This is a genomic window from Streptomyces sp. NPDC088197 (assembly GCF_044741185.1).
Classification (GTDB): Bacteria; Actinomycetota; Actinomycetes; order Streptomycetales; family Streptomycetaceae; genus Actinacidiphila.
Genome location: NZ_JBIUSD010000002.1, coordinates 151,478 through 170,414, shown reverse-complemented (window position 1 = coordinate 170,414; position 18,937 = coordinate 151,478). Strand labels below are relative to the sequence as shown.

Sequence of the window (18,937 nt, the reverse complement as noted above, 5' to 3'; positions counted from 1 at the left end):
AAAAAGCGACAAGAAGCGGGGCCCGGCCGACCGGCGGCGGGGCCCCGCCCGCATGCGCTTCTGTTGGGATCCACCATGAAGTGCGGACGGACACTGTACGAAGTAGATGGCCCGTTATTCGGTTCCCGCTCGTACTGTCGAGGCATGACCACATCGCAAGAGGTGCCTGCGGACGTGAACGACGCCCGCGGTCGCGTAGCCGATCTGCTCGCCATCCGCGAGCAGGTCCGTCGCGGGCCGAGCGAGCGGGCGACCGAGGCCCAGAAGGCCAAGGGCAAGCTCACCGCCCGCGAGCGGATCGATCTGCTGCTCGACGAGGACAGCTTCCGCGAGGTGGAACCGCTGCGGCGGCACCGTGCGGTCGGCTTCGGTCTCGAAGCCAAGCGGCCCTACACCGACGGCGTCATCACCGGCTGGGGCACCGTCCACGGCCGTACGGTCTTCGTCTACGCCCACGACTTCCGGATCTTCGGCGGCGCGCTCGGCGAAGCGCACGCCACCAAGATCCACAAGATCATGGACATGGCCATCTCGGCCGGCGCGCCCCTGATCTCCCTCAACGACGGTGCCGGGGCCCGCATCCAGGAGGGCGTCTCGGCGCTCGCCGGATACGGCGGCATCTTCCAGCGCAACACCAAGGCGTCGGGCGTGATCCCGCAGATCTCGGTGATGCTCGGCCCGTGCGCGGGCGGCGCGGCGTACAGCCCGGCGCTCACGGACTTCGTGTTCATGGTCCGCGAGACCTCGCAGATGTTCATCACCGGTCCCGACGTCGTCCAGGCCGTGACCGGCGAGAAGATCACGCAGAACGGACTCGGCGGCGCCGACGTCCACTCCGAGGTCTCCGGCGTCTCGCACTTCGCGTACGACGACGAGCAGACCTGCCTCGAAGAGGTGCGCTACCTGCTCTCGCTGCTCCCGCAGAACAACCGCGAGAACCCGCCCGCCGTCGAGAGCCACGACCCGGCCGACCGGCGCGGCGACGTCCTGCTCGACCTGGTGCCGGCCGACGGCAGCCGCGGCTACGACATGCGCAAGGTCATCGAGGAGATCGTCGACGAGGGCGAGTTCCTGGAGATCCACGAGCGCTGGGCGACCAACATCATCTGCGCGCTGTCCCGGCTCGACGGCCAGGTGGTCGGCATCATCGCCAACCAGCCGATGTCGCTGGCCGGTGTGCTGGACATCGAGGCGTCCGAGAAGGCCGCCCGCTTCGTCCAGATGTGCGACGCCTTCAACATCCCGCTGGTCACGCTGCTGGACGTGCCGGGCTTCCTGCCCGGCGTCTCCCAGGAGCACGGCGGCATCATCCGGCACGGCGCGAAGCTGCTGTACGCGTACTGCAACGCCACCGTGCCGCGCATCTCGATCATCCTGCGCAAGGCGTACGGCGGCGCGTACATCGTCATGGACTCGCAGTCCATCGGCGCCGACCTGACCTACGCCTGGCCCACCAACGAGATCGCGGTGATGGGAGCGGAAGGCGCCGCCAACGTCATCTTCCGCCGCCAGATCGCGGAGGCCGACGACCCCGAGGCGATGCGGACGCGCATGGTCAAGGAGTACAAGTCCGAGCTGATGCACCCGTACTACGCGGCCGAGCGCGGCCTCGTCGACGACGTGATCGACCCCGCGGACACCCGCGCGGTGCTGATCAGCTCGCTGGCGATGCTCCGCACCAAGCACGCGGACCTGCCGTCGCGCAAGCACGGCAACCCGCCCCAGTAGTCATGGAGACCACCTTGAGCACTCCCGCCGATTCCCTCGTGCGCGTCGAGAAGGGGCACGCCGCTCCTGAGGAGCTGGCCGCGCTCACCGCCATCCTGCTGGCGCGTGCCGCCGCCGGTGACGCCCCCGAGGCCGCCGACACCCCCAAGCGCCGCTCCACGGCCGGCTGGCGCCGCCTGGAGCGCACCCCCGGCTTCCGCGCCCCGCACTCCTGGCAGGGCTGAGCCGCACCTTCCACGGGCCGCCCGGCGCGACCCACGACGGCTTCGGGCCCCACCGCTTTCGCGGTGGGGCCCGAAGCCGTTACGGGAGAGGGGACCCGGCGCCTACCGCAGCCGCGCCATCAGGGCGTGCTCGACCAGCGTGATGAGCGCGCTCTTGGCATCGCCGCGATTGCGCGCGTCCGTCGTGATGATGGGGGCCTCGGGCCCGATCTGGAGGGCCTCACGGACCTCCTCGGGACCGTACGGCTGGTGTCCGTCGAAGCCGTTGAGGGCGATGACGAACGGCAGGCCGCTGTTCTCGAAGTAGTCGACGGCCGGGAAGCAGTCCGCCAGGCGCCGCGTGTCGACCAGCACGATCGCGCCGATCGCTCCGCGCACCAGGTCGTCCCACATGAACCAGAAACGGTCCTGCCCCGGCGTCCCGAACAGATAGAGGATCAGATCCTCGTCGAGCGTGATGCGGCCGAAGTCCATCGCCACGGTCGTCGTGGTCTTGTCCGGCGCGTGCGTCAGATCGTCGATCCCGGCCGACGCGGACGTCATCACTGCTTCGGTGCGCAACGGATTGATCTCCGACACGGCCCCGACGAACGTGGTCTTGCCCACGCCGAACCCGCCGGCCACCACGATCTTCGCAGACGTGGTCGACCGGCGGACCGTATCGCCCCCGCTGGAGCCCCCGCTAGAGCTTCCGAAGTCCACTGAGCACCCTTTCAAGCAATGTCACGGCTGGCTGTCCGCCCGAGGACTCGTCGCCGCCGGGCTGGTGGATCTGGACCAGTCCGGCCTCAGCCAGGTCGGCCACGAGAATCCGGACCACACCGAGCGGAATCGTCAGCAGAGCGGAGATCTCCGCGATCGACTTGATCTCCCGGCAGAGCAGGCAGATCCGCTGGTGTTCCGGCAACTGCCCACGCAGTCGCTCGGGGTCGGCGGTGGTACTGACCAGCGCCTCTATGGCGAGCTGGTAACGCGGCCTGGTACGGCCGCCGGTCATCGCGTAAGGGCGGACGAGCCCGGAAGGGGCGGGGGGCCGCTTGCTCGCGCCGCCGCTCCCACCGCCGTTCCCGTAACTGCCGCCGCCCCCGTGACCGCCGCTGCCGCCGCCGTGGCGGGGGCCCTGCGGCGGCGCGTAGGGCTGGATACGCGGTTGCCGGTACTGCGGCTCGGGCTCCGGAGAGGGCGCCGAGGGGAAGTTGTAGGGGTTGAGGGGCGGCTGATGCTGGCTGCCGTACGGGTCTCCACCGGGGGACGTGCTCACGAGTCCTCCTCCTGATACGGCTGCGATCCCCCGTCCGAGTACCCGGCTGGTACTCGGACGACCGCTGCCCTTCGCTTTGTTGACGCTGTTCGAGCTAGTTGAGCAGGCTGCCCTGAAGCTCGGCCCGCAGGTCCGGGGTGAGGACGGTGCCCGCTCGGTCGACGAGCAGGGCCATTTCGTAGCCGACCAGGCCGATGTCGCACTCGGGGTGCGCCAATACGGCCAGCGAGGATCCGTCGGAGACGGACATGATGAAGAGGAAGCCGCGCTCCATCTCCACCACGGTCTGGTTGACGGAGCCGCCCTCGAAGATGCGGGAGGCTCCGGCGGTGAGCGACGTCAGCCCGGAGGCGACGGCGGCGAGCTGGTCGGCGCGGTCGCGGGGGAATCCGTCGGACATCGCGAGCAGCAGGCCGTCGGCGGAGACCACCACCGTGTGGGACACCCCGGGGGTGTTGTCCACGAAGTTGGTGATCAACCAGTTCAGGTTCTGTGCCGCCTGGCTCATCGGACTCAACTAGCGCTCCTGGTTCTGGGGGCCGCCGAATGGGTGCTCGGTGGCCTGTCCGTTCGTATCAGTTCCAGCAGTGCGTCCCTTCTGGACGCCACGCCGCAGGTTACTCAACCTGCCGCGTACGTCCTCGGGGGCGCGGGAGACCTGTGGGCCGCCCTGCGGGGTCTGCGCCGCGGTACCCGGGACCAGATTGGCCTTGGGCACCCGTCGGGGCAGGCCCGAGGGGGTGACCCCGCCCGCCTTGGGCTCGCGGACCTGCTCGGCCCGGTGCCAGTTCTCGTCATTCGTCGACCGCCATTCGGTCGTCGGCTCCGGTTCCCGGTGCTGCCGGGGCTCTGGAGCCTCCTGGGCAGGCTGTTCCTGAGGTGGTTCCGGCCGCTGGCGGTCACGGCGCGGCAAACCCGCGTCCGTCAGCGAAGGGGAGCCTACGCTCTCGGACGGCCGCTGGGGGAGCGGCGGAGCGGATTCCGTTACGTCCGCCCGCGGCTCGGGCTCCTGCGGGGGCTCCGGAACCGGCCACTCCTGCGACGGGGCCTGGTAACCGGTGAACTCCGGCTGGAAGCTCTGGCCGTACGCGGGGTCGTAGGGCTGGTCGAATCCCTGGTCGAAGCCCTGCGGGACGCCCTGGTCATAGCCCTGCTGAGCGCCCTGCCCGTACCCCGGCACCGCGCCGTCCTCGAAGGCCCGCGCGCTCTCGGGGAAACCGTTCCGCTGGTAGCCCTGCTGCTCGTAACCGGACTGGAAGCCCTGCTCGTAGGTCTGCTGCTGATAGCCGGGGTCGAAGCTCGGGTCGTACGCGGGCTGCGCCTGCCGGCCCTGCTCCGGGTAGCCGTTCTGCTCCGCCTGCTCCGGGTAGCCGCCCTGTCCGGGGAAACCGTTCTGCTCCGGGAAGCCGGGCTCGTCGCCCTGGCGGTCCGACGTGGCCGCTTCGAGCTGGGCGCGGCGCTCCTCGCGGACCAGCGACCGGCCCACCGGGTCGAGCGTCGGCGCCGCCGTACCGTCGGCGGTCTCGTAACGCGAGTCGTCGAAGCCCAGCTCGGCCGCGGTCGGCATGTGGCCGACGTCCTGCACCGACTGCTCGGGCACGATCCGCGAGACGGTGAAGTCGCGCTCGTCGTCCTCCGGCAGCAGGGCCTCGCCGCCACCGCCGTGGGTGATCGGCTCGGGCAGCATCACCAGCGAGGTCGTACCCGCCTGCTCGCCCGACGGCCTGAGCTGCACCCGGATGCCGTGCCGGTCGGACAGCCGCCCGACCACGAACAGGCCCATCCGCTTGGCGATCTCGACATCGACCGTCGGCGGGTCGGCCAGCTTGTGGTTGATGTCGGCGAAGTCCTCGGCGGTCAGGCCGATGCCCTTGTCGTGGATCTCCACCATCACCCGGCCGTCCGGCAGCCGGGTCGCGGTCACCCGCACCTTGGTCTGCGGCGAGGAGAACGTCGTCGCGTTCTCCAGCAGCTCGGCCAGCAGGTGCACCAGGTCGGTCACGGCGCTGCCGTGGATGTCCGTCTCCGGGATGCCGACCAGCTCTATACGGTCGTACGCCTCCACCTCGGACGCGGCGGCGCGGAGCACGTCGACCAGCGGAATCGGCTGATTCCACTGCCGGCCCGGCTCCTCACCCGCGAGGACCAGCAGATTCTCGCCGTTGCGGCGCATGCGGGTGGCGAGGTGGTCCATCTGGAAGAGGTGCTCGAGCTGGTCGGGGTCGGCCTCGTTGTTCTCCAGCTCGGTGATCAGGGTGAGCTGGCGCTGGATGAGGCCCTGGTTGCGCTGCGAGAGGTTGGTGAAGATCGCGTTGACGTTGCCCCGCAGCAGCGCCTGCTCCGCGGCGAGCCGCACGGCCTCGCGGTGCACCTGGTCGAAGGCGCGCGCGACCTCGCCGATCTCGTCCTGGCTGTTGATCGGGATCGGCGCCACGGTGGTGTCCACCCGGCCCGGGTCGGTCCGCGAGAGCTGGTCGACCATCGACGGCAGCCGCGTCTCGGCGATCTCGAAGGCCGCGCCGCGCAGCCGCCGCATCGCCCGGCTCATCGAGCGGGCCATCATGCCCGCCACGATGAAGGCCAGGATCAGCGCCACGATCACGATCGCGGAGTTCACGATCGCGTCCCGCTTGGCGTTCGACGCGATCGTCGAGGCGTCGGCGGCGGCCTGGTCGGCCAGCGAGTTCTCGACCGTGTGGTAAGCGTCGAAGGAGAGCGTGGAGGCGGCGAAGTACGACTCGGGCGTGATGCCCTCGGCGCGCAGCTGCGCGACGGTCTTCCCCGGCGTGGCGATCTCGGTGACCATCTTCGGCAGGTCCGGCGGTACGACGAACGCCGTGTGCGCGGCCTCCGCCTTGCGCTGCGCCTCGCCGATCAGATCGGTGCCCTTCTTCTCCGCGGCGGCCTGCGCGTCCTTAAGCCGCTGCACGTCCGCGGCCGTACCGCTGCCGTTGTACTCCGCGACCGAGATGCCCTGGAGGTACTGGTACGAGCCCAGCGCGGTCTTCTGGAGGGCCAGCTCCTTGTCGGAGACCGGCTTCTGCACCAGGATGTGCGTGCCGATCGACCTGGTCAGGGACTCGGCGGCCTTGGCCAGTGACACCGCGTAGAGGGTGCGGCCGTAGGCGGTGACATTGCTGGTGCCGTACCCCAGCTCATTGTCCAGTTCCAACAGCGGGTGCTGGATCTTGACGTAGAACTCCTCGGTCTGCACCCCGGAGAGCTGACGGGTGTACGCGACCTTGCGGAGCGTGGCGAGCTGCGGCTCGACGGTCCTGAAGTTGGCCATCCGGCGCTTGAGCCCGGCCTCATTCGGCATCTTGGCCGCGGCGGCGTCGAATTCGCGGGCCGCCTCGTCGGTGGCGGCGCGGGCGGTGGAGACCGCCGGATCGTCACGTTTTCCCGCCAGCAGCGGAACCGCGGTGACATCACGTTCGTTGATCAGTGCGTGACTGTAGGTCGTGGCGGCGCGTACCAGATTCGCGGTACGTACGGCGTCGTCGGCCTGGCTCCAGGTGTCGACCGAGCTCTTGACCCGGAAGCCGCCGAAGACGAGGGCGACCAGGACCGGGATCAGCAGGATGACGTTGAGGCGGGTCGCGACCCGCCAGTTGCGCATGCTCAGCCGGGTGCCCGGGTCGTCCGGCGGCTCGGGAGCCGAGATGGCGGGTGCGCCCCCGGGACGTTGGGGCGGCGTGAAGTTCCCCCGCGGACCCTGAGCAGGGCCCGCTTCTGCTCGCCTCGTGTTCCTCACTGGACCAACAACCTCTCGGCGACGGCACGAACGAAGGCCGTTACTACTCTCGGGTTCTGCGAATTCCAGCACGTCATGTAGGCCCCAGCCAAACGTCCGGCATATGGGACGCGGCACAGTAACGGCGAAGATAAAACGGGCATAAGTAAAATCCCCCGTCAAACCATATGACAGATGTACGCGCTGCGACACCGGCTGAGCGCGAGCCGTGTTCGACGCCCGCCGAAACTCTCTCGAAATGTTATGAAGACGGGGACCGGCCGTGTCTCCTGACACAGCCGGTCCCCGTGGCTTGTTTTCACCAGCAACTCGCCGCTGGCGCCTGTCTGTTGAGCCTTCTTCCGAGCCTGCCCGCTACTTCAGCCGGGCAAGCAGCGCGTGCTCGACCAGCGTGATCAGCGCGCTCTTCGCCTCGCCGCGATGGCGGGCGTCGGTCGTGATGATCGGTGCCTCGGGCCCGATCTGGAGGGCCTCGCGCACCTCCTCCGGACGGTACGGCTGGTGTCCGTCGAAGCCGTTGAGGGCGATGACGAACGGCAGGCCGCTGTTCTCGAAGTAGTCGACGGCCGGGAAACAGTCCGCGAGCCTGCGGGTGTCCACCAGCACCACGGCGCCGATCGCACCGCGCACCAGGTCGTCCCACATGAACCAGAAACGGTCCTGGCCGGGCGTCCCGAACAGGTACAGGATCAGGTCGTCGTCCAGGGTGATACGGCCGAAGTCCATGGCCACCGTGGTGGTGGTCTTGTCCTGGACGTGGCTCAGGTCGTCGATCCCGGCCGAGGCCGAGGTCATCACGGCCTCGGTGCGCAGCGGGTTGATCTCCGACACGGCACCCACGAACGTGGTCTTGCCGACACCGAAGCCACCCGCCACCACGATCTTCGCAGACGTGGTGGACCGCACCGATTGCTGCGCGCCGTACGCCGGCTGCGGCTGCGGCCTAGAGCTTCCGAAGTCCACTGAGCACCCTCTCAAGCAGTGTCACATCAGGCTGGCCGCCCGCCTCGCCGCTGCCCGGCTGATGGATGGCGACCATGCCGGCCTCGGCGAGGTCGGCCACAAGAATCCTGGCCACACCGAGCGGGATGGCGAGCAGAGCGGAGATCTCCGCGACCGACTTGATCTCGCGCGTGAGATGGCAGATCCGCTGGTGTTCCGGCAGCAGCCCCGCGTACTGCCCCGGGTCGGCGGTCGTGCTGACCAGCGCCTCGATGGCGAGCTGGTAGCGGGGCCGAGTGCGGCCACCTGTCATGGCGTACGGCCGAACCAGCGGCTGATCGCCTTCCACCCCGTACGGCGCGTGGTGGGACGCGCCGTACGGGCCCGGCGAAGCGGGTGGCGGGGTCATGAGGGTCCTCCGTGTCCGGGCAGTGCTGTCGCGGTGCGGGAAGTACGGAAAAACATGGGGGGAGACGGATGGTTCAGTGCATGAGGCTGCCCTGGAGCTCTGCACGGAGATCCGGGGTGAGGACGGTGCCCGCTCGGTCGACGAGCAGGGCCATTTCGTAGCCGACCAGGCCGATGTCGCACTCGGGGTGCGCCAGCACGGCGATGGAGGAACCCTCGGAGACCGACATGATGAAGAGGAAGCCGCGCTCCATCTCCACCACGGTCTGATTGACCGCGCCGCCCTCGAAGATCCGGGACGCCCCGGCCGTGAGGGAGGTCAGCCCGGAGGCGACGGCGGCGAGCTGGTCGGCGCGGTCGCGGGGGAATCCGTCGGACATCGCGAGCAGCAGGCCGTCGGCGGAGACCACCACCGTGTGGGACACCCCGGGGGTGTTGTCCACGAAGTTGGTGATCAACCAGTTCAGGTTCTGTGCCGCCTGGCTCATCGCACTCAACTAACGCTCCTGATTCGTACCGAAACCACGGCCGTCGGTGTTGCCCCCGGCCTCGCGGCCCTGCTGGATACCACGGCGGAGGTTGGTCAGACGTCCGCGTACGTCGTCGGGCGCCCGCGAGATCTGCGGGCCGCCCTGCGGCGCTTGCTGCGGCGCCGCGCCACCGGCGACGAGGTTGGCCCTCGGCACCCGGCGCGGCAGCCCCGACGGAGTGACCCCGCCGGCCGAAGGTTCGCGGATCTGCTCGGCCCGCTGACGCAGCGCGTCGTTGGGCGAGGTCCGCCAGTTCGGGGTCTCCCTGGGCAGCGGCTGCGCCACCGGAGCGGCGGGAGCCTGGCCCTGGTACTGCGCCGAAGCGGGCACGGAGGCGGGCGGCGCCTGTACGGGCTGCTGCTGACCGCCGCCGGGGCGCTGGACGCCGTTCCCGTTGCCGTTCCCGCCGTTCCCGCCGTTGCCGTTTCCATTGCCGTTGCCATTGGCGACACCGGGCGCCGTCGTGCCGGGGCGCTGCGGGCGGAACCGCTGCGGGGCCGCGGGCGGAGCCGTACGGCCCACCGGGCGGACCGGCGGGGCCTCCTGGCCGCGCGCGCTCTGCTCCACGTGGATCTGCTGCATCCGCTCGGCCTGGCCGGTGCGGAACCAGTCCGACTCGATCGACGAGAAGATCGGCGTCGGCTCGTCCCCGCGGGTCGGGGCCGGGGGCAGCGCCATCGGCTCGGCGGGCTGCTGGGGCTGCTGCTGAGGCTGCGGCTGCGGCGCCTGGGGCTGCTGCGGGCTCTGCATCGGCTGCTGGACCGGGTACTGACCGGTGTTGCCCTGCTGCGGCTGCTGCGGCTGCACGGGGAACTGCCCGGTCCCGTACGGGTCCTGGTACTGCTGCTGGTTCTGGTCGTAGCCCTGGCCGCCGTTGCCCTGCTGGGGGCCGCCGCGCTGCGGCAGACCCTGGCCGGGGAAGGCGTCGGGGCGCGGGCCGCTGGGGGGCGGGCCCTGGTACTGGTTGTTGCCGGGGAAGCCCTGCTGCTGACCGGGCTGACCGCCCTGTCCCTGTTGACCGCCCTGGCCCGGACGGCCCTGCGGCTGCTGGCCGGGCATCCGGAACTCGCCGGTGCCGTCGGCCTGCACGGCCGGGAACTGCGCCGTGTCGCCGGGACCGCCCTGGCCCTGCCCGCCCTGCGGCTGGCCGGGCATCGCGAACTGACCCGTGCTGTACGTCTCTTCGGGGCTGCGGGCGCCGCGCTGCGGCAGGCCCGGGTTGGGGCCGCCCTGCACCGGGAACTGCCCGGTGTCGCCGGTGCCGCGACCGCCGCCCTGGTTGCCCTGGTTGCCCTGACCCTGGCCGCCCTGGCTCTGGTTGCCCTGGCCGGTCGGTGCGAAGTCGTCGTCGCGGACCGGCGGGAACTGCGCGGTGTCAGCGGGGCCGTTCTGCCGCGGCGCGGGGCCCGAGCGACCGCCGAACACGTCGGAACGGAAGCCGGAGGGGCCGGTGCTCTGCGGCTGCGGCGGCGGGAACTGGCCCGGCTGCTGCTGACCGCTCTGCTGGCCGCCTTGCTGACCGCCCTGCCGGCCGCTGAAGTTCTGGCCGCCCTGCTGACCGCCCTGACCGCCCTGGCCGAAGTCCTGACCGCCGCCGGGGGGACGGCCGAAGGCGCCACCGGGCTGCTGGAAGTCGCCGCGCGGGCCCTGTCCGGGAGCGTCGAAGGCGGAGGCCGCCTCGACGTCCTCGTGGCCGCGCGGGGTGTCCTGGAGACCGCGGTCGTCGGGGAAGCCCTGCTGGCCGCCGTTCTGGTCCTGCGCCCAGCGCGGCGTGCCGCCCTGCTGCGGGGGACCGCCGGGACGGCCCGCTCCGGGGCTCAGCGCCGGACGCTGCTGGCCGCCCGCGACCGGGGTGCGCTGCGGCGGCCGGTTGACCGGCGCGGAGTTGGGCGAGTTGCCGAACGCGCCGGCGATGCCGGAGCCCGCGGCGGCCGGGGGAGCGCCCGCGGGGCGCCCGCCGCCCATCTGGCCGATGTTCTTGGGGTTACGGCCGCCCTGCGTGACGTCCACGGGCAGCATGACCAGCGCGGTCGTACCGCCGGAGTCGGACGGGCGGAGCTGGATCCGGATGCCGTGCCGCAGCGACAGGCGGCCGACCACGAACAGACCCATGCGGCGGGAGACGGAGACGTCCACCGTCGGCGGGTTCGCCAGCCGCTCGTTGATGTCCGCGAGGTCCTCGGGCGACAGGCCGATACCGGTGTCGTGGATCTCGATCAGCACCCGGCCGTCCGGCAGCGAGTGACCGGTGACCTTCACCTTGGTCTGCGGCGAGGAGAACGACGTCGCGTTCTCCAGCAGCTCGGCGAGCAGGTGGACGAGGTCGTTGACGATACGGCCGGTGACCTCGGCCGACGGTACCGACGTCAGTTCGATCCGCTCGTACTGCTCCACCTCGGACGCGGCGGCGCGCAGCACGTCGACCAGCGGGACCGGGCGGGTCCACCGGCGGCCCGGCTCCTCACCGGCGAGGACCAGCAGATTCTCACCGTTACGGCGCATGCGGGTCGCGAGGTGGTCGAGCTTGAAGAGCGAGGAGAGCTGGTCCGGGTCGGCCTCGCGGGACTCCAGTTCGGAGATGAGCGAGAGCTGACGCTGGATGAGGCCCTGGCTGCGGCGCGAGAGGTTGGTGAACATCGCGTTGACGTTCCCTCGCAGGAGGGCCTGCTCGGCGGCGAGTCGTACGGCCTCGCTGTGGACCTCGTCGAAGGCCCGCGCCACCTGGCCGATCTCGTCGCGGCTGTTGATGCCGATCGACTCGACCGAGGTGTCGACGTCCTGCGGGTCGGTCTCGGAGAGCTGCTTGACCAGCTCGGGCAGCCGCTTCTGGGCCACGTCGTTGGCGGTCTGCTGGAGCCTGCGCAGCGACCGGATCATCGAGCGGGCCACGATGAAGGCGCCGACCACGGCGACGCCGAGGACCAGCAGGATGATCGCGCCGGAGATCAGCGCGGACTGCTTGGCCTCGCTCTGCAGCTTGAGGGCCTTCTGCTGCATCTCGTTGAGCAGCGACCGCTCGATCTGGCTCATCGCCTGGATCTTGGTCTTGGCCGCGTCGTCCCAGTCGAGGTACGAGCTGTCGATCTTGGTGATCGCGTTCTGCGAGGCGGCGATGCGCTGGCGCGTGGTGTCGTGCGCGCTGATCGTGAGGTTGCCGCCCTCGATCGGGGTCAGCAGCGCCGCGCTCTTGGGTCCGTAGATCTTCTGGAACCGGGTGAGCGCGGTGTCCTCGTTCGCGGCGCCGTACTTCACCGACTGGTAGTCGTTGGCGTTCAGCTTGCCGCCGGTGGCCAGCGCGGCGCTGATCACCGCGCGCTGGATCGACTCGTACTCCTTGGCGGAGGAGAAGGCGGCCAGCGCGCGGGTGCTCTGGATCATCTCGGGGTTGTTGGTCGCCTGCGCCATGTCCTGGGACAGCGAGAGCAGGGACTGCACCAGGTCGTCGTACTGCGAGACCGTCTGCGAGATGGTGGAGGTCGAGGTGTACGCCTCGTCGCGGATCTCCGCCAGGTTGGCGAGCTGCGTGCCGATCGCCAGCAGGGTGGCGCGGACGCCGGAGAAGACCGGGTCGCGCTCGGAGACGTTGTCGCTGGCGTTCAGATACTGCTTGTACTCGCGGTCGGTGGCCTGCCGGGAGGCCTCCACCGCGTCGTTGGTCTTGTCGCCGGACGACAGCGGTCCGGCCGAGCTGTCCCGTTCCTCCTGGAGCGCGGCGGCGAGCTGCGTCGCGTGCTCGGTGATGTCGGTCAGCGTCTTCATGTGCTCGAGCTGGTTGATGTTGTCCAGCGAGCTGTTGATGCGCATGCCGCCCAGGACGGTGGCCGTGACCACCGGGAGGGCGAGCAGGGAGACGAGTCTGGTGCTGATGCGCCAGTTGCGCATGGCTATTCGGGGCCCCGGCTTGCCCGCGAGACCGGTGATCTTGCCCGCCTCGATGCCGCTGGGCGTGCTCGGTCGTCCGGTGGCAGCCGTCGTGCCCGGCGCAGTGCTCGCCGAGTCACCCGCCTGCTGCGGTGTCGGGCCGTTGCCGGTCCCGCCGGGCTGCTGCTCCGGGTCGCCCGCAGCGCCGCTGTCCCTCTTGAAACGTCCCTGCACTAGCGTCGCAACCTCTGGACCAGGCGTCCCCCGCGATGAAGCGGACAGGACGGTGTCGAGTCATGGGGGCTCAGGCCGCCCCGGGTTGCGAGGAGGCCGATTGATGCCCTTCACCACCGCTCGGTGCTCGAACGCGCCCCCTGCGCGCCGGCTCGATGTGATGCGGCGGTCCGGGGAATTCCAGCACAGTGCTGGATCTCCCAACAAGGGCCGTAGCCGACCTGTTGGAATCCGTTACTCGTCGCGTCGGGCCAAGCACTGAGTGTTGACATTTGATGTGGTGAAAGCGGGGGATTCCGGACCTAGCACCCCCCTGTTCGCACGAGTCACTCGCTGTCCCAGCCGGGTCGATGACAGCTGAATCGTACGACTGTGTGGGACTTGACCGGTTTGAGTCTGCCGGTCGGATGCGCGCAATGCCTGCTTTGCGACTCACTTAGTGAGCAAAATCACAGCCTGGTGCATGTCTGGGCCACGTTGTTCCGGGAAAGGGCCGCACTAGCCTGGTGCTTTACACATCGCGGTTTTCTGTCAACCCGCGCCCTGCGGGCGCCCCGAGTCACCGAGGTCCACACGGCCGATGAAGACCACCATGCTGTTCCGTCCGATCGCGAACCCGCGCCGCACCACCCTCGCGCACCTCAAGGACGCCGCTGAACTCGGGGTCCCCGCCGCGTCGGACACCGAAGCCGCCACGACCGCCGAGCAGGCCGTCGCCGAGCCCCTGCCGCAGGTCACCGCGAACCCGCGCCGCACCGTCGTGCACGAGCTGCCCACCGCCTGATCGGCGCGTATGGGCCCGGCCACTAAGCTGGGCCCATGCGTATCGCGAGGTTCTCGATCGACGGCAATGTCGCCTTTGGGGCTGTCGAAGCGGCCGAAGGCACCGACGGCGGCGAAGGCGACGGCGGAACAGCCGGCCACGACGGCCTCGTCATCAACATCATGAAGGGCATCCCCTTCGCGGACTTCGAGCTGTCCGGTACGCGGGTCCCGCTCGACAAGGTGCGGCTGCTGCCGCCCGTGCTGCCGAACAAGGTCGTCGCCATCGGCCGCAACTACGCGGACCACGCGAAGGAGTTGGGCCACGAGGTGCCGACGGCGCCCTGGGCCTTCTTCAAGCCCTCCACCTCCGTGATCGGCCACGGCGACCCGATCGTGTACCCCTCCTTCTCGCAGGAGGTGCACCACGAGGCCGAACTGGCCGTCGTCATCAGCCGGTTGTGCCGCGAGGTGCCGCGCGAGCGGGTCCGCGACGTCATCCTCGGCTACACCTGCGCCAACGACGTGACGGCCCGCGACACCCAGCGGACCGAGAAGCAGTGGGCGCGCGCCAAGGGCTTCGACTCCTCCTGCCCGCTCGGCCCCTGGATCGAGACCGACCTCGACCCCTCCGACCTCGCCATCACCGCGACGGTCAACGGCGAGCTGCGCCAGGCGGGCCGCACCGCGCAGATGATCAACTCGATCGAGGACCTGATCGTCAACATCACCGAGGCGATGACGCTGCTCCCCGGTGACGTGCTGCTCACCGGCACCCCCGCGGGCGTCGGCCCGATCCGGCCGGGTGACGAGGTCTCCGTGACGGTCGAGGGCATCGGCACCCTGACCAACAAGGTCGTCGCGCGGAGCTGACCCGCTTCGTACCCTGGGCGTTATGCCGATACGAGCGGTTCTCTGGGACATCGACGACACGATCTTCGACTACGCGAGCGCCGACCGGGTCGGCCTGCGGGCCCATCTGGCCGTCGAGGGACTGCCGGACGGTTGCGGGAGCGTGGACGCCGCCGTGCTGCGCTGGGCCGAGCTGACCGAGCTCCACTGGGCGCGGTTCTCCGCGGGGGAGTGCGACTTCGAGGCGCAGCGCAGGGACCGCGTGCGCGACTTCCTGGGGCTGCCGCTGACGGACGCGGAGGCCGAGGAGTGGTTCGACCGCCACCGCACGCACTACGAGGCCGCCTGGTCCCTCTTCCCCGACGCCGTACCCGCCCTGGACGGCCTCACCCCCCACTACCGGCACGCGGTGCTGTCCAACTCCGCCTTCGTCGTACAGGACCGCAAGCTGCGCGCGCTGGGCGTACGGGACCGCTTCGAGGTGCTGCTGTGTGCCGCGGAGCTGGGGGTCTCCAAGCCCGCCGCCGCGGCCTTCCACGCGGCCTGCGAGGCGCTGTCCCTGGAGCCGCACGAGGTCGCGTACGTGGGCAACGAGCCGGACATCGACGCCCGCGGCGCGGCCGACGCGGGCCTGGTCGGCATCTGGCTGGACCGCCACGACCTCGGCTCCCGTCCCGACCTCACCCGCATCACCGGTCTCGCCGAGCTTGCTGACCTGCTGCGCGGCGATACTCGTTTTGGAGCGGTGTCCCGCATCGGGTAATGTTCTTCCTGCGCCGCCCGAGAGGGCCGAAAGGTCCGGCAGGGGGGCGTGATCCAAGCACAATCCCGCAAGGGGTTGCGTTTTGATGGGGTATGGTGTAATTGGCAACACGGCTGATTCTGGTTCAGTTGTTCTAGGTTCGAGTCCTGGTACCCCAGCGCATAGTTCAGTGCATTGCAGTGCGAGCCCCCGTTGTGTAGCGGCCTAGCACGCCGCCCTCTCAAGGCGGTAGCGCCGGTTCGAATCCGGTCGGGGGTACAGATCCTTCCCGCGTGATCACCTGGGTCGCACCCGTTGGTCATGATGCAGGATCGCTAGGGCCCCCGTTGTGTAGCGGCCTAGCACGCCGCCCTCTCAAGGCGGTAGCGCCGGTTCGAATCCGGTCGGGGGTACGCAAGCAGAGAAGTAACGGTACGGCCGAGGTCCTCACTCAGGTGGGGGCCTTTTTCGTTTCCGGCCGCCGTTCCCGGCCGTCGTCCTCTCCCGCGGTCCAACCGCCGTACCGGGCAGGGGCGTTCGCGCACCGGCGGCCCCTGCCGAGGACGGTTCAGCCGCTGCGGCGCAGCGCCTCGCTCAGCCGGGCCGCGGCGTCGATGACGGCCTGCGCGTGCATCCGCCCCGGGTGCCGGGTCAGCCGCTCGATCGGTCCCGAGACGGAGACGGCGGCGACCACGCGGTTGGAGGGGCCGCGGACGGGCGCCGACACCGAGGCGACACCGGGCTCCCGCTCGCCGATCGACTGCGACCAGCCGCGGCGGCGTACGCCCGACAGCGCGGTGGCGGTGAAGCGCGCGCCCTGGAGGCCGCGGTGCAGCCGCTCGGGCTCCTCCCAGGCCATCAGGACCTGCGCGGCGGACCCGGCCTTCATCGGGAGCGTGGAGCCGACCGGCACGGTGTCCCGCAGGCCGGAAAGGCGCTCCGCCGCGGCCACGCAGATGCGCATGTCGCCCTGACGGCGGTAGAGCTGGGCACTTTCTCCCGTGACGTCCCGCAGGTGGGTCAGGACCGGGCCCGCCGTCGCCAGCAGCCGGTCCTCGCCCGCGGCGGCGGCCAGCTCCGACAGCCGCGGTCCCAGGATGAAACGGCCCTGCATGTCGCGGGCCACCATGCGGTGGTGTTCGAGCGCGACCGCCAGGCGGTGCGCGGTGGGGCGGGCCAGGCCCGTGGCGCCGACGAGGCCGGCCAGGGTGGCCGGTCCCGACTCCAGTGCGCTGAGCACCAGAGCCGCCTTGTCGAGAACGCCGACGCCGCTAGAATTGTCCATGCAACGATATTCGCGTCTCACACTGTGAAACGCAAGCTCAATTTTCCGGGGAAGCCGTCAGGCTGGGGGCACAGGGCAGGACCGCCGTGCTCCCGCGGAGACACCAGGGGAACCGACGGCGTCCGGCATACACGTGCACCACACACGAGTTGGCCCGCGAGGGTGCGGGCCGGAGGGACAGCGATGGGTAGGACACTCGCGGAAAAAGTCTGGGACGACCATGTCGTCCGCCGCGTCGAGGGCGAGCCCGATCTGCTCTTCATCGATCTTCACCTGCTCCACGAGGTGACCAGCCCCCAGGCGTTCGACGGGCTGCGGATGAACGGCCGACCGGTGCGGCGTACCGACCTCACCATCGCCACCGAGGACCACAACACCCCCACCCTCGACATCGACAAGCCCATCGCGGACCCGGTCTCCCGCACCCAGCTCGAAACGCTGCGCAAGAACTGCGCGGAGTTCGGCGTACGGCTGCACCCGCTGGGCGACGTCGAGCAGGGCGTCGTCCACGTGGTGGGCCCGCAGCTCGGGCTGACCCAGCCGGGCACCACCGTGGTCTGCGGCGACTCGCACACCTCCACGCACGGGGCCTTCGGCGCGCTGGCGTTCGGCATCGGCACCTCCCAGGTCGAGCACGTGCTGGCCACCCAGACGCTGCCGCTCGCGCCGTTCAAGACGATGGCGATCACCGTGGACGGCGAACTGCCCCCCGGCGTCACCGCCAAGGACCTGATCCTCGCCGTGATCACGCAGATCGGCACCGGCGGCGGCCAGGGTTATGTCATCGAATACCGCGGCTCCGCCATCGAGAAGCTGTCGATGGAATCGCGGATGACCGTCTGCAACATGTCGATCGAGGCGGGCGCGCGGGCCGGCATGATCGCCCCCGACCAGACCACGTTCGACTACCTGGAAGGGCGCGTGCACGCCCCCAAGGGCGCGGACTGGGACGCGGCGGTGGCGTACTGGAAGACGCTGCGCACCGACGACGACGCGGTCTTCGACCACGAGGTGCGGATCGACGCCGCCACCCTGGCGCCGTTCGTCACCTGGGGCACCAACCCCGGCCAGGGCGCGCCGCTGAGCGCGGCCGTGCCGGACCCGGCGTCCTTCGCCGACCCCGGCGACCGGCTCTCCGCCGAGAAGGCGCTGGAGTACATGGGCCTGTCCGCGGGCCAGCCGCTGCGCGAGGTCGCCGTGGACACCGTCTTCGTCGGCTCCTGCACCAACGGCCGGATCGAGGACCTGCGGGCCGCCGCGTCGGTCGTCGAGGGCCGCAAGGTGGCCGACGGCGTCCGCATGCTGGTCGTGCCGGGCTCCGTACGGGTCGCGTTGCAGGCCGTCGAGGAGGGCCTGGACAAGGTGTTCACCGCCGCCGGCGCCGAATGGCGGCACGCGGGTTGCTCGATGTGCCTGGGTATGAACCCGGACCAACTCGCCCCCGGCGAGCGCTCCGCGTCCACCTCGAACCGCAACTTCGAGGGACGGCAGGGCAAGGGCGGCCGTACGCACCTGGTCTCGCCGCAGGTGGCCGCCGCCACCGCGGTGCTCGGCCACCTCGCCTCGCCCGCCGACCTGTCCGACGCCCCTGTCCTGACGGAGGTCTGAGCCCCCATGGAAGCCTTCACCACGCACACCGGCCGGGCCGTACCGCTGCGCCGCGGCAATGTGGACACCGACCAGATCATCCCCGCGCACTGGCTGAAGAAGGTCACGCGCAACGGATTCGAGGACGGCCTGTTCGAAGCCTGGCGCAAGGACGAGAACTTCGTCCTCAACGCCCCCGAGCGGCAGGGCGCCACCGTGCTCGTCGCCGGACCCGACTTCGGCACCGGTTCGTCGCGCGAACACGCGGTCTGGGCCCTGCAGAACTACGGCTTCAAGACCGTGATCTCGTCCCGCTTCGCGGACATCTTCCGCGGCAATTCGCTGAAGAACGGCCTGCTCACGGTCGTATTGCCGCAGGAGACGGTGGAATCGCTCTGGAAGCTGGTCGAGGCCGACCCGCAGGCTGAGATCACCGTCGACCTGGTGGCCCGCGAGGTGCGCGCCGAGGGCCCCGGTGTGTCGCTGACCGAGGCGTTCGAGCTGGACGACAACGCCCGCTGGCGGCTGCTGGAAGGGCTGGACGACATCAGCCTGACCCTCGCCAACGAGGCCGACATCTCGGCGTTCGAAGCCGGCCGCCCGTCCTTCAAGCCGAGCACCGTGCAGGTCTGACCGACCCGTTCGGCCCTGTTCGGCCCCAAGAAGCGCCCTCTGCCCGTCCGCAGAGGGCGCTTCTGCGTGTCCGGGCGATGTCTGGGCCGGTCCCGAAGTGCCCGTGGGGGCGGCCCAGGAGGGTCCGTCCGGGC

General features: G+C 70.3%; 16 protein-coding genes and 3 tRNA genes. 10 read left to right on the top strand and 9 right to left on the bottom strand.

Features of this window, described 5'->3' with window-relative positions; all coding sequences use genetic code 11:
* Nucleotides 1–144: 144 nt before the first annotated feature.
* Together ACIOC1_RS05600 and ACIOC1_RS05595 are read left to right on the top strand one after the other, a co-directional pair.
* Entirely contained in the window at nt 145–1,728 is a 1,584-nt protein-coding gene (locus ACIOC1_RS05600) for an acyl-CoA carboxylase subunit beta (RefSeq protein WP_355349397.1), read from the top strand.
* Nucleotides 1,729–1,742: 14 nt separating this feature from the next.
* Nucleotides 1,743–1,952 carry an acyl-CoA carboxylase epsilon subunit gene (locus ACIOC1_RS05595; RefSeq protein WP_391050371.1) on the top strand — a complete coding sequence of 70 codons (210 nt, stop codon included), beginning with the start codon at nt 1,743–1,745 and terminating at the stop codon, nt 1,950–1,952.
* Nucleotides 1,953–2,054: 102 nt separating this feature from the next.
* Here ACIOC1_RS05595 and ACIOC1_RS05590 read toward each other — a convergent pair whose 3' ends face one another.
* The 8 genes from ACIOC1_RS05590 to ACIOC1_RS05555 all read right to left on the bottom strand — a co-directional run bounded on the left by ACIOC1_RS05590 (nt 2,055) and on the right by ACIOC1_RS05555 (nt 12,942).
* Nucleotides 2,055–2,654 carry an ATP/GTP-binding protein gene (locus ACIOC1_RS05590; protein ID WP_355349403.1) on the bottom strand — a complete coding sequence of 200 codons (600 nt, stop codon included), beginning with the start codon at nt 2,652–2,654 and terminating at the stop codon, nt 2,055–2,057.
* On the bottom strand, nt 2,635–3,213 hold the full coding sequence (locus ACIOC1_RS05585) for a DUF742 domain-containing protein (protein WP_391050370.1): 579 nt from the start codon (nt 3,211–3,213) through the stop codon (nt 2,635–2,637). Before ACIOC1_RS05585 ends, ACIOC1_RS05590 begins: the two co-directional genes overlap by 20 nt.
* A 94-nt stretch (nt 3,214–3,307) precedes the next feature.
* Nucleotides 3,308–3,721 (bottom strand): roadblock/LC7 domain-containing protein, encoded by a 414-nt coding sequence (locus tag ACIOC1_RS05580; RefSeq protein WP_033173109.1) that lies wholly within the window; start codon nt 3,719–3,721, stop codon nt 3,308–3,310.
* Nucleotides 3,722–3,730: 9 nt separating this feature from the next.
* Nucleotides 3,731–6,832, bottom strand: coding sequence for a nitrate- and nitrite sensing domain-containing protein (locus ACIOC1_RS05575; RefSeq protein ID WP_401852163.1), 3,102 nt, complete (start codon nt 6,830–6,832; stop codon nt 3,731–3,733).
* Between the two features lie 489 nt (nt 6,833–7,321).
* Nucleotides 7,322–7,930, bottom strand: a complete 609-nt coding sequence (locus ACIOC1_RS05570; protein WP_391050368.1) for an ATP/GTP-binding protein — start codon at nt 7,928–7,930, stop codon at nt 7,322–7,324.
* Nucleotides 7,911–8,318 carry a DUF742 domain-containing protein gene (locus ACIOC1_RS05565; protein WP_093717892.1) on the bottom strand — a complete coding sequence of 136 codons (408 nt, stop codon included), beginning with the start codon at nt 8,316–8,318 and terminating at the stop codon, nt 7,911–7,913. Before ACIOC1_RS05565 ends, ACIOC1_RS05570 begins: the two co-directional genes overlap by 20 nt.
* A 73-nt stretch (nt 8,319–8,391) precedes the next feature.
* Nucleotides 8,392–8,805, bottom strand: a complete 414-nt coding sequence (locus tag ACIOC1_RS05560; RefSeq protein WP_317452960.1) for a roadblock/LC7 domain-containing protein — start codon at nt 8,803–8,805, stop codon at nt 8,392–8,394.
* 9 nt (nt 8,806–8,814) lie between these two features.
* Entirely contained in the window at nt 8,815–12,942 is a 4,128-nt protein-coding gene (locus ACIOC1_RS05555) for a nitrate- and nitrite sensing domain-containing protein (RefSeq protein WP_401852158.1), read from the bottom strand.
* Between the two features lie 580 nt (nt 12,943–13,522).
* On the opposite strand from ACIOC1_RS05555, the gene ACIOC1_RS05550 reads away from it, so the two are divergent.
* The 6 genes from ACIOC1_RS05550 to ACIOC1_RS05525 all read left to right on the top strand — a co-directional run bounded on the left by ACIOC1_RS05550 (nt 13,523) and on the right by ACIOC1_RS05525 (nt 15,711).
* Nucleotides 13,523–13,726 (top strand): hypothetical protein, encoded by a 204-nt coding sequence (locus ACIOC1_RS05550; protein ID WP_401852156.1) that lies wholly within the window; start codon nt 13,523–13,525, stop codon nt 13,724–13,726.
* Between the two features lie 35 nt (nt 13,727–13,761).
* Nucleotides 13,762–14,577, top strand: coding sequence for a fumarylacetoacetate hydrolase family protein (locus ACIOC1_RS05545; RefSeq protein ID WP_355349418.1), 816 nt, complete (start codon nt 13,762–13,764; stop codon nt 14,575–14,577).
* Nucleotides 14,578–14,599: 22 nt separating this feature from the next.
* Nucleotides 14,600–15,319 (top strand): HAD family hydrolase, encoded by a 720-nt coding sequence (locus tag ACIOC1_RS05540; RefSeq protein ID WP_401722926.1) that lies wholly within the window; start codon nt 14,600–14,602, stop codon nt 15,317–15,319.
* Nucleotides 15,320–15,405: 86 nt separating this feature from the next.
* Nucleotides 15,406–15,477, top strand: a tRNA-Gln gene (locus ACIOC1_RS05535).
* Nucleotides 15,478–15,504: 27 nt separating this feature from the next.
* Nucleotides 15,505–15,577, top strand: a tRNA-Glu gene (locus ACIOC1_RS05530).
* 61 nt (nt 15,578–15,638) lie between these two features.
* A tRNA-Glu gene (locus ACIOC1_RS05525) sits at nt 15,639–15,711 on the top strand.
* A 155-nt stretch (nt 15,712–15,866) separates the two neighbouring features.
* Here the strand turns inward: ACIOC1_RS05525 and ndgR are convergent.
* Nucleotides 15,867–16,583, bottom strand: a complete 717-nt coding sequence (gene ndgR / locus ACIOC1_RS05520) for an IclR family transcriptional regulator NdgR (protein WP_188284974.1) — start codon at nt 16,581–16,583, stop codon at nt 15,867–15,869.
* 183 nt (nt 16,584–16,766) lie between these two features.
* Here ndgR and leuC point away from each other — a divergent pair, with 183 nt between their 5' ends.
* Nucleotides 16,767–18,191 (top strand): 3-isopropylmalate dehydratase large subunit, encoded by a 1,425-nt coding sequence (gene leuC / locus ACIOC1_RS05515; RefSeq protein WP_355349424.1) that lies wholly within the window; start codon nt 16,767–16,769, stop codon nt 18,189–18,191.
* 6 nt (nt 18,192–18,197) lie between these two features.
* Entirely contained in the window at nt 18,198–18,803 is a 606-nt protein-coding gene (gene leuD / locus ACIOC1_RS05510) for a 3-isopropylmalate dehydratase small subunit (protein WP_355349427.1), read from the top strand.
* Nucleotides 18,804–18,937: the final 134 nt, after the last annotated feature.